Annotated in this window: 8 protein-coding genes; 7 read left to right on the top strand and 1 reads right to left on the bottom strand. The window is 67.4% G+C overall.

The genetic code is table 11. The features are described from left to right. Window positions 1-256: 256 nt before the first annotated feature. The 5 genes from queA (at window position 257) to secF (ending at window position 6,303) form a co-directional block, all read left to right on the top strand. Complete coding sequence (queA, locus tag G3N92_RS26110; RefSeq protein ID WP_206130479.1) at window positions 257-1,309, top strand: tRNA preQ1(34) S-adenosylmethionine ribosyltransferase-isomerase QueA; 1,053 nt, start codon at window positions 257-259, stop codon at window positions 1,307-1,309. A gap of 91 nt (window positions 1,310-1,400) precedes the next feature. Next, window positions 1,401-2,591, top strand: a complete 1,191-nt coding sequence (gene tgt, locus G3N92_RS26105; protein WP_206130478.1) for a tRNA guanosine(34) transglycosylase Tgt — start codon at window positions 1,401-1,403, stop codon at window positions 2,589-2,591. Between the two features lie 264 nt (window positions 2,592-2,855). Continuing rightward, window positions 2,856-3,182 (top strand): preprotein translocase subunit YajC, encoded by a 327-nt coding sequence (yajC, locus tag G3N92_RS26100; RefSeq protein ID WP_042623898.1) that lies wholly within the window; start codon window positions 2,856-2,858, stop codon window positions 3,180-3,182. Between the two features lie 108 nt (window positions 3,183-3,290). Further along, window positions 3,291-5,336 (top strand): protein translocase subunit SecD, encoded by a 2,046-nt coding sequence (secD, locus tag G3N92_RS26095; RefSeq protein WP_206130477.1) that lies wholly within the window; start codon window positions 3,291-3,293, stop codon window positions 5,334-5,336. 16 nt (window positions 5,337-5,352) lie between these two features. Further along, window positions 5,353-6,303 (top strand): protein translocase subunit SecF, encoded by a 951-nt coding sequence (gene secF, locus G3N92_RS26090; RefSeq protein ID WP_206130476.1) that lies wholly within the window; start codon window positions 5,353-5,355, stop codon window positions 6,301-6,303. 84 nt (window positions 6,304-6,387) lie between these two features. Here the strand turns inward: secF and rtcR are convergent, their stop codons facing one another. Continuing rightward, complete coding sequence (gene rtcR, locus G3N92_RS26085; RefSeq protein WP_206130475.1) at window positions 6,388-8,004, bottom strand: RNA repair transcriptional activator RtcR; 1,617 nt, start codon at window positions 8,002-8,004, stop codon at window positions 6,388-6,390. 633 nt (window positions 8,005-8,637) lie between these two features. Here rtcR and G3N92_RS26080 point away from each other — a divergent pair. Both G3N92_RS26080 and G3N92_RS26075 read left to right on the top strand, forming a co-directional pair. Further along, complete coding sequence (locus tag G3N92_RS26080) at window positions 8,638-9,777, top strand: slipin family protein (RefSeq protein ID WP_206130474.1); 1,140 nt, start codon at window positions 8,638-8,640, stop codon at window positions 9,775-9,777. Between the two features lie 97 nt (window positions 9,778-9,874). Then, on the top strand, window positions 9,875-10,222 hold a 348-nt coding region (locus tag G3N92_RS26075; protein WP_277396196.1), incomplete at its 3' end, for an RtcB family protein.

Raw genomic sequence — 10,222 nt, 5'->3', positions numbered from 1 at the left:
CGGCGCGGCGTGCGGGCGCGCGGCGCCGCGTCGTGCGTGGGCGCAGTGCCGGAATCGGCATCGGCGGCGGCATCGACGGAAACGGAGCGGCGGGCGGGTACAGGCATCGGATCGGGATTTCGTGAGGGACAAGCAAGTACAATAACGGCTTTGACGTCGCCCGACCGGGCAGCGCCCGCGAGCCGCGCGACCCCGCCATCATAGCGGCTCGCGTCGGCGATGACGCAGCGCCCGCGCCGCTTCGCCCCCATTTCTCATGTTCAAGCTTTCCGATTTCGATTTCGATCTGCCGCCCGAGCTGATCGCGCAAACCGCGCTCGCCGAGCGCAGCGCGAGCCGCCTGCTCGAGGTGGACGGCAGCGCCGGCCCGGCGCGCCTCGTCGACCGCCGCTTCACCGAGCTGCCCGACTGCATCGGCGCAGGCGACCTGCTCGTGTTCAACGACACCAAGGTGCTGAAGGCCCGCTTCTTCGGCCAGAAGGCCAGCGGCGGCCGCATCGAGGTGCTGGTCGAGCGCATCACCGGCCCGCGCACGGCGCTGGCCCAGATCCGCGCCAGCAAGAGCCCGGTGACCGGCACCACGCTGCGGCTGGCCGAGGCGTTCGACGTGACGGTCGGCGAGCGCGTCGAGCCGTTCTTCACGCTGCATTTCCCCGACGATTGCCTGACGCTGATCGAGCGGCACGGCCGCCTGCCGCTGCCGCCGTACATCGAGCACGATCCCGACGCGACCGACGAAACGCGCTATCAAACGGTGTTCGCCAGCAACCCCGGCGCGGTGGCCGCGCCCACCGCCGGCCTGCACTTCGACGACGCGCTGCTCGCCACGCTGCGCGCGCGCGGCGTCGAAACCGCCACGCTCACGCTGCACGTGGGCGCGGGCACGTTCCAGCCGGTGCGGGTCGACGACATCGCCGAGCACAAGATGCACAGCGAATGGTACGAACTGACCGACGCGCTGGTCGCGCAGATCGCCGCCACCCGCGCGCGCGGCGGCCGCGTGATCGCGGTCGGCACCACCTCGATGCGCGCGCTCGAAGCCGCGGCGCGCGACGCCGAGGCCGAAGGCCGTCCGCTCGCCGCCACCCGCGCCGAAACCGACATCTTCATCACGCCCGGCTACCGCTTCCGCGTGGTGGACCGGCTCGTCACGAATTTCCACCTGCCGAAGTCGACGCTGCTGATGCTGGTGTCGGCGTTCGCGGGCGTGGAGACGATCCGCGAGGTGTACGCCCACGCGATCGCCGAGCGTTACCGCTTCTTCAGCTACGGCGACGCGATGCTGCTGACGCGCCGCGAGCCGGCATAAGCCCCTGCCCTCAGAAAATCGCCGCGGCGCATCCCGCCGCGGCGCCCGCAACAAGCGCCGAACTGTTCTTCGGTAGCCAAGGAGTCCCGCGATGACCGATCGCCAACCGGAACCCGTGCAGTCGCACGTCCCGCCCGAAAACGGGCTGAAATTCGAACTGCTCGCCACCGACGGCCACGCCCGCCGCGGCCGCGTCACGCTGAACCACGGCGTGGTGGAAACGCCGATCTTCATGCCGGTGGGCACCTACGGCACCGTGAAGGCCGTGCAGCCGCGCGAGCTGCACGAGATGCACGCGCAGATCATCCTCGGCAACACGTTCCACCTGTGGCTGCGCCCGGGCCTGGAAACCATCGCCGCGCACGGCGGCCTGCACCGCTTCATGGGCTGGAACAAGCCGATCCTGACCGATTCGGGCGGCTTTCAGGTGTTCTCGCTCGGCGATCTGCGCAAGATCACCGAGGACGGCGTCACGTTCGCCTCGCCGATCAACGGCGACAAGCTGTTCCTGTCGCCGGAAGTGTCGATGCAGATCCAGAAGGTGCTGAATTCGGACGTGGTGATGCAGTTCGACGAATGCACGCCGTACGCCACCGACAACGTGCCGACCACACACAAGGAAGCGGCCGAATCGATGCGCATGTCGATGCGCTGGGCCAAGCGCTCGCTCGACGAATTCAACGGCCTCGGCAACCCGAACGCGCTGTTCGGCATCGTGCAGGGCGGCATGTTCGAGGATCTGCGCGACGAATCGCTGGCGGGCCTGGCCGAGCTCGACTTCCACGGCTACGCGATCGGCGGGCTGTCGGTGGGCGAGCCGAAGGACGACATGATGCGCGTGCTGCGACACACCGGCCCGAAGCTGCCGGCGCACAAGCCGCATTACCTGATGGGCGTGGGCACGCCGGAAGATCTGGTGGAAGGCGTGGCGAACGGCATCGACATGTTCGACTGCGTGATGCCCACCCGCAACGCGCGCAACGGCTGGCTGTTCACGCGCTTCGGCGACGTGAAGATCCGCAACGCCACCCACAAGCATTCGCTGAAGCCGCTCGACGAAAGCTGCTCGTGCTACACCTGCCGCAATTTCACGCGCGGCTATCTGCACCATCTGCATCGCGTCGGCGAAATCCTCGGCGCGCAGTTGAACACGATCCACAACCTGCATTACTACCTGACGCTGATGAGCGAAATTCGCGAAGCGATCGAAACCAAGACGTTCGACGCGTTCCGCGCCCGTTTCGCGGCCGATCGCGCGCGCGGCGTCGAACAGCGCGAGTAGCGCCGGGCCGCCGGCCCGGCCCCGAATGCGTCGGATGCGGCGTTCGTCACACCGGTGTCGAATGCCGCAGCGATCCTCCCGGATTGCATTTTTCGCACGCATCACCCGACGGTCACATTACAATCGCCTTTCGCGAAACACGGCAATCCGCTGCGATTCGGTTTAATTGCTTGATCCCAAAGCGCATTTGCAGTGATGTCGCGGTTTTCGCCGGTGGTAGAATGTCCGGCTATTTTTCTGATTTTCCCCAACGGAGAGACCAAGGTGTCGTTCATTTCCAATGCATTCGCGCAAGGCGCCGGCGGTGGCGCCGAATCGAGCCTGATGAGCTTCCTGCCGCTCGTCCTGATGTTCGCGGTGCTTTACTTCATCATGATCCGCCCGCAGATGAAGCGGCAGAAAGAGCATCGCAACATGCTCGCCGCCATGGCCAAGGGCGACGAGGTCGTGACGAACGGCGGCCTGGTCGGCAAGGTCACGAAGGTCGGCGAAGCCTATGTCGGCGTCGAAGTGTCGGAAGGCACCGAAATCACGGTGCAGAAATCGGCCGTGACGACGATCCTGCCGAAGGGCACGATCAAGTCGCTGTAAGCGGTACCCCGAGCGTCCGGCATCCGGGCCGGCCCACGCCATGAAGCGCGGGCGGCACGGCGGCCGGACGCGACGCTTTTCAAGCCAACTTTCCCGTTCGGCCCCCTCATGAATCGTTACCCAATCTGGAAATATGTCGTGATGGTCGTCGCGCTCGCGATCGGCCTTCTGTACACATTGCCCAACTTCTACGGCGAAGCGCCGGCGGTGCAGGTGTCGAGCGGCAAGGCCACGGTCAAGATCGACTCGGGCACGCTCGCCGACGTGCAGACCGCGCTCACGGGCGCGCAGATCACGCCGGACGACATCACCTTCGACAATTCGGCGAACAACGCGAATATCCGCGTGCGCCTGAAGGACACCGACACCCAGCTTCGCGTCAAGGATCTCTTGCAGAAGGCGCTCAACAGCGACCCGAGCGATCCGCAGTACGTCGTCGCCCTGAACCTGCAAAGCGCCTCGCCGCGCTGGCTGACCGCCCTGCACGCGCTGCCGATGTATCTCGGCCTCGACCTGCGCGGCGGCGTGCACTTCCTGTTGCAGGTCGACATGAACGGCGCGCTGACCAAGAAGCTCGACTCGGACGCCACCGACGCGCGCACGCAACTGCGCGACAAGGGCATCCGCGACGGCGGCGTGAACCGCGTCGACCTGTCGGTGGTGGCGAATTTCGCCGACCAGGACACGGCCGAGCAAGCGCGCCGCATGCTGGCCGGCTCGATCGCCGAACTGCAATGGGCCACCCAGCCGGGCGGCGGCGGTTACCAGGTGGTCGGCACGTTCTCGCCGGCCGTGCAGGCCGCGGTGGAAGACGCCGCGCTCAAGCAGAACCTGACCACGCTCCACAACCGCGTCAACGAACTCGGCGTGTCCGAGCCGATCCTCCAGCAGCAAGGCAAGGACCGCATCGTGGTCGAACTGCCGGGCGTGCAGGACACGGCGAAGGCGAAGGACATCATCGGCCGCACGGCCACGCTCGAAGCGCGCCTCGCCGATCCGGTCAACCTCCATCCGAACCCCACCGATCCGGTGCCGCCGGGCGACGAACTGTTCACGCAGGGCGCGCAGGCGCCGGTGCTGCTGCGCAAGCAGGTGATCTTCACCGGCGACCGCATCATCGACGCGTCGGCCGGCTTCGACGATCACCAGCGCCCGTCCGTCAACATCCGCCTCGATGCGGCCGGCGGCCGCTCGGTGCGCGATGTCTCGCGCGAGAACATCGGCAAGCCGATGGCGATGGTGCTGTTCGAGAAGGGCAAGGGCGAAGTGCTGACGGTCGCGACGATCCAGTCCGAACTCGGCGACCGCTTCCAGATCACCGGCCAACCCACGCCGCAGGCCGCCACCGATCTCGCGCTGCTGCTGCGCGCCGGTTCGCTGGCCGCGCCGATGGACATCATCGAGGAACGCACGATCGGCCCGAGCCTCGGCGCCGACAACATCCGCATGGGCGTGCATTCGGTCGTGTGGGGCTTCGTCGCGATCGCCGTGTTCATGGCGCTGTACTACATGCTGTTCGGCGTGGTGTCGGTGATCGGCCTGTCGGTGAACCTGCTGCTGCTGGTGGCCGCGCTGTCGATGATGCAGGCCACGCTGACGCTGCCGGGCATCGCCGCCATCGCGCTCGCGCTCGGCATGGCGATCGACTCGAACGTGCTGATCAACGAGCGGATCCGCGAGGAACTGCGCGGCGGCGCCGCGCCGCAGGTGGCGATCCAGCAAGGCTACGCGCACGCCTGGGCGACCATTCTCGACTCGAACGTGACCACGCTGATCGCCGGTCTGGCGCTGCTCGCGTTCGGTTCGGGCCCGGTTCGCGCGTTCGCGATCGTGCACTGTATCGGCATCCTGACCTCGATGTTCTCGGCCGTGTTCTTCTCGCGCGGCCTCGTGAACCTCTGGTACGGCGGCCGCAAGAAGCTCAAGTCGGTGGCGATCGGCCAGGTCTGGAAGGCCCCGGCCGCCGAAGCCGCCAGCCAGCCGTTCCTCGAGCAGGACGCCGGCACCGACACGGCCAAGGCCGCCGCCGGTTCGTCGGCCAAAGCCTCGAAGCAAGGCGCCAAGCAGGGTGCTGCGCGCGGCAATGCCAAGCCGGTGGCGCGTCGCCGCTCCGGCCCCGGCGTGCCGCCGAAGACGCCCGGCTCCTCCAACTAAGCGCCGGAGAACGACCATGGAATTTTTCCGTATCCGTAAAGACATCCCGTTCATGCGGCACGCGTTGATCTTCAACGTGATCTCGCTCGTGACGTTCCTGGCCGCCGTGTTCTTCCTCGTGCATCGCGGCCTGCACCTGTCGGTCGAATTCACCGGCGGCACGGTGCTTGAAGTGCAGTACCAGCAAGCGGCCGAACTCGAGCCGGTGCGCGCCACGCTCGGCAAGCTCGGCTACGGCGACGCGCAGGTGCAAAGCTTCGGCACCTCGCGCAACGTGCTGATCCGCCTCGCGCTGAAGTCGGGCCTGACCTCGGCCCAGCAGAGCGATCAGGTGATGGCGGGCCTGAAGGCGCAGAACCCCGACGTGCAGCTGCAGCGCGTGGAGTTCGTCGGCCCGCAGGTGGGCAAGGAGCTCGCCACCGACGGCCTGCTCGCGCTGGCCTGCGTGGTGATCGGCATCGTGATCTACCTGTCGTTCCGCTTCGAGTGGAAATACGCGGTGGCCGGCATCATCGCCAACCTGCACGACGTGGTGATCATTCTCGGCTTCTTCGCGTTCTTCCAATGGGAGTTCTCGCTGTCGGTGCTGGCCGCCGTGCTCGCGGTGCTCGGCTACTCGGTCAACGAATCGGTCGTGATTTTCGACCGGATCCGCGAAACGTTCCGCCGCGAACGCAAGATGAACGTGCAGGAAGTGATCAACCACGCCATCACCAGCACGATGTCGCGCACGATCATCACCCACACGTCGACCGAAATGATGGTGCTGTCGATGTTCTTCTTCGGCGGCCCGACGCTGCATTACTTCGCGCTGGCGCTGACGGTCGGCATCATGTTCGGTATCTACTCGTCGGTGTTCGTGGCCGGCTCGCTGGCCATGTGGCTCGGCATCCGCCGCGAGGATCTGATCCGCGACAAGAAGGGCGCGCACGATCCGAACGACCCGAACGCAGGCGCACAGGTCTGACCTGCCCCGCCCTCGCGCTGCATGAAAAAACCGGCCTTCTGGCCGGTTTTTTTTCGTCCGTGCGCGGCAGGCGGAAATCCGCGTTCAGGCCGCCCTCGCCTGCTCCCAGTCCAGGCCGAAGCGCGCCAGGTATTTGCGCAGTCGGTCGGCGTCGTTCGGCTGCTTCTTCTGCGCGCGCGACACGGCGAACAGCGTGCGCCCCGCGTCCGACAGGCTCGCCGCGCGGCGGCACACGCTCAGCACCTGCTCCAGTTGCGCGCGGTCGAACAGATCGAGTTCGGCGGCCCGCTCGCCCAGCACCGCATCGACGAGCGCCCCGCCCGGCGCCGCGCCGCGCGGCTGCCACGCCTGCCGCAGCCGACCGGTTTCCTCGGCGGCCACGGCTTCGGTGATGCGGCCCGCGTCGGCCAGCGTGGCCATGCGCGTGATCGACGCCGACAGCTCGCGGAAATTGCCGCGCCACGCCGCCTCCGACGACGCCGCGAACGCCAGATAGCGGCGCTTCGCCTCGACGTTGAAGCGCACCTGCTCGCCGTGCTCGCGGCCGAAGCGTTCGAGTTCGAAATCGAGATTCGGCTCGATGTCCTCGCGCCGCTCGGCCAGGCCCGGCAGCGTGTAGGTCCAGAGGTTGATCCGCGCGTAGAGATCCTCGCGGAACGCGCCGGCCTCGACCATCCGGCTCAGGTCGCGATGCGTGCCCGCGATCAGTTGGAAATCGCTGGCGACTTCGGTATCGGCGCCCACCGGCAGGAAGCGCTTCTCCTCGATCGCCTTCAGCAGCATGGCCTGCTCGTCGAGGCCCAGCTCGCCGATCTCGTCGAGAAACAGCAGGCCGCGATCGGCAGCGCGCAGCAGCCCCGCGCGCGCCGCCTGCGCGCCGGTGAACGCGCCCTTCACGTGGCCGAACAGCGTGGACATCGCCGCGTCGCCGCGCAGCGTCGCGCAGTTCACTTCCACGAACGCACCGTCGAGCGCATGCCGCCCGCGCTTCAATTCGTAGATGCGCCGCGCCAGGAACGACTTGCCCGCGCCGGTCGGGCCAGCCAGCAGCATCGGCTCGCGCGATTTCACGGCCACCCGTTCGAGCTGCGCGATCAGCGCGTTGAACGCCGGGTTGCGCGTGGCGATGCCGGCCTTCAGGAACGACACGGTTTCGTCGCGCTCGCGCGAGAAGCGCTGCGCGATGCGGTTGTAGCGCGACAGGTCGAGATCGATCACCGAGGCCGTGCCGTATTCGGGCGGCGGAAACTCGTCGTCGTCGGCCTCGGCGAGCTGCGACGGGCTGGTTTGCACGAGACGGGCCGGCAGGTAGCGCGCCTCGGCCAGCAGGAACCAGCAGATCTGCGCGACGTGGGTGCCGGTCGTGATGTGGATCAGGTACTCCTCGTGCTCGAGATCGAATGGGTAATGCCGCGCGAAATCGTGCAGCGTCGCGTAGACCTCCTCGAAATCCCACGGATCGCGCAGGTCGGTCGGAATCAGCCGGACCTCGGTGTGCGGCGAGATCGTCTCGAGATCCGCGCGGATGCGTCTGGCCAACCGCTCGTAACTCGGCGGGTGCAGCAATTCGAGCCGGTCGACGGGCATGTCGGGCTGCGCACATAGCGAGATCGTGGGGCGCCACTTGTGCGCCGTCCGGCGTTTGTTGGCCCCCTGATCGAGCACGGTGCCGAGAAAACCGATTGCGACGGAACGTTTCATCTTTATCTTTTTGGATAAGAGCCGATCGGATCGTATCAGAATTCATCGATTTCCACGCCCTTCCCGAGTTACCTCGCCCCCCCTTCGAATAAAAATTTCCCCTTTCCGATCAAGACATTGGCAGCAACACAGCCGCGGCCGCCACGCCGCTGGCACGCTCCTCGCAATAGTAGAGACGCCTGATGTCCCGCCAGCCCACGAGCGAGGGTTCGAATGTCCTCCTGGTGCGCGAGCGCCGACCGATGTCGTAGCGAGCGCGTATGCCGCCGGCGAAGACGAACGGCAAACGGGTGTTTTGGAAGAACGCCGGGTTCGATTCCCGGCACATCCACGGGTAAGCGAAGGCTTCGGCCGGAGCGAGCGGGTTCGAATCCCGTCCTATCGAAGCAGTACCGCAGTACCCGCCGGCGCGGGCCGCAAGGCCCGCCGTGCGACGACCGGTTTCGGTCCCGCGCGCTCGGCCGGACGGCGGGAAGCCGCCGCGCACGCCGCGCGGCCGACGCGAGCCACGCTCGCCCGGCCGCCAGGCGCGCGCAACGGATTCCACGCCGCGCCGCCCGAACGCGCCGTTCCGCGATCCGTCGCCGCACGTTGCCGGTGGCTGAAAACCAATAACCATGAGGGAACCACATCATGTGGAAGCGTTACCTGATCAAGAAAAACGAACGTGCGCTGCTGTTGAACGAGGGCGACTTCGTCAAGGTGCTGGAACCGGGCGTGTTCCGCGCATTCGATCCGTTCGGCCGGCTGACGGTGCAGACCGTGCCGCTCGACGCGCCGCTGGCCGATGCCGCGCTGGCCGACGCGCTGCGCACCGAGGCGCCGGACGTGCTCGCGCAGCATTTCGACGCGATCGACCTGTCCGACGACGAGGCCGCGCTGCGCTACCGCGATGGCACGCTGGTCGAGATCCTGCCGCCCGGCACGCGCCGGCTCTACTGGCGCGCGCTGGCCGGCCAGCGCGTCGAGCGCATCGACCTGCGCACCACCTACGCCATGCCGGCCGAGCTGGCCGCGAAGCTGACCCAGCCGCAACTGCGCGCCCGCGCCGTGGACGGCACGGCCGGCGTCATGCTGGCGAAGGTGCCGGCCTACCATGTCGGCGTGCTGAAGATCGACGGCCGCGTCGAGCAACTGCTCGAGCCGGGCGTGACGGGCTTCTGGCGCTACAACCGCGACATCGCGGTCGAGATCGTGGATCTGCGCTCGCAGGCGCTGGAGTTGAGCGGCCAGGAGATCCTGACGCGCGACAAGGTGGCGCTGCGGATGAACCTGTCGGCCACCTGGCGCTATACCGACGTGCAGCATGCGTTCGCGCAGTTGCAAAAGCCGGTGGAGCACCTGTATCGCGAGATGCAGTTCGCGCTGCGCTCGGCGGTCGGCACCCAGTCGCTCGACGAACTGCTGGAGGACAAGCAGGCGCTCGACGGCACGCTGGCCGAGCGGCTCGCCGCACGGCTGGCCGGCACGGGGCTGGAGGTGCAGGCGGTGGGCGTGAAGGACGTGGTGCTGCCGGGCGACATGAAGACGATCCTCGCGCAGGTGGTGGAAGCCGAGAAATCGGCGCAGGCGAACGTGATCCGCCGCCGCGAGGAAACCGCGGCCACGCGTTCGCTGCTGAACACGGCGAAGGTCATGGAGGAAAATCCGGTTGCCTTGCGGTTGAAGGAGCTGGAAACGCTCGAACGGATCGCCGAGCGGATCGACCGGATCTCCGTGTTCGGGGGCCTCGACCAGGTTCTCAACGGGCTGGTGAGCCTGAAGGCCGGCTGAGAAGCTGGCCGGAAGACCGACAGCACCGGTATCGACAACGCGCGACGTGCACGGGCCTGAGCGGGCCGCCGTCGCGCAACAGGAAAGGAGTACTGCAATGCAAACCCATCGCACCGAACATCAGATCATGGAAGTCGCCGGCGGCAAGCCGGTGCGGATGTGGACGGAAGGCGTCCCCGTCGACGAAGGCTCGCGCGAGCAACTGCGCAACACGGCGCGCCTGCCGATCATCTTCCGCCACCTGGCGGCGATGCCCGACGTCCACCTCGGCAAGGGCTCGACGATCGGCAGCGTGATCCCGACGCAGCGCGCGATCATCCCGGCCGCGGTCGGCGTCGATCTGGGCTGCGGCATGATGGCCGCGCGCACCACGCTGACGGCCGCCGACCTGCCCGATTCGCTGGCCGGGCTGCGCGGCGCGATCGAGCGCGCGGTGCCGCACGGC

Origin of the sequence: Burkholderia sp. Ac-20379, assembly GCF_017104645.1 — a bacterium.
Classification (GTDB): domain Bacteria; phylum Pseudomonadota; class Gammaproteobacteria; order Burkholderiales; family Burkholderiaceae; genus Burkholderia.
This window is presented reverse-complemented; position numbering and strand designations above follow the sequence as displayed.

Bases quoted from the DNA above. Each gene is read 5' to 3' on its own strand.
- queA (WP_206130479.1), top strand. From the start codon at position 257: ATGTTCAAGCTTTCCGATTTCGATTTCGATCTGCCGCCCGAGCTGATC.
- tgt (WP_206130478.1), top strand. From the start codon at position 1,401: ATGACCGATCGCCAACCGGAACCCGTGCAGTCGCACGTCCCGCCCGAA.
- secD (WP_206130477.1), top strand. From the start codon at position 3,291: ATGAATCGTTACCCAATCTGGAAATATGTCGTGATGGTCGTCGCGCTC.
- secF (WP_206130476.1), top strand. From the start codon at position 5,353: ATGGAATTTTTCCGTATCCGTAAAGACATCCCGTTCATGCGGCACGCG.
- rtcR (WP_206130475.1), bottom strand. From the start codon at position 8,004: ATGAAACGTTCCGTCGCAATCGGTTTTCTCGGCACCGTGCTCGATCAG.
- G3N92_RS26080 (WP_206130474.1), top strand. From the start codon at position 8,638: ATGTGGAAGCGTTACCTGATCAAGAAAAACGAACGTGCGCTGCTGTTG.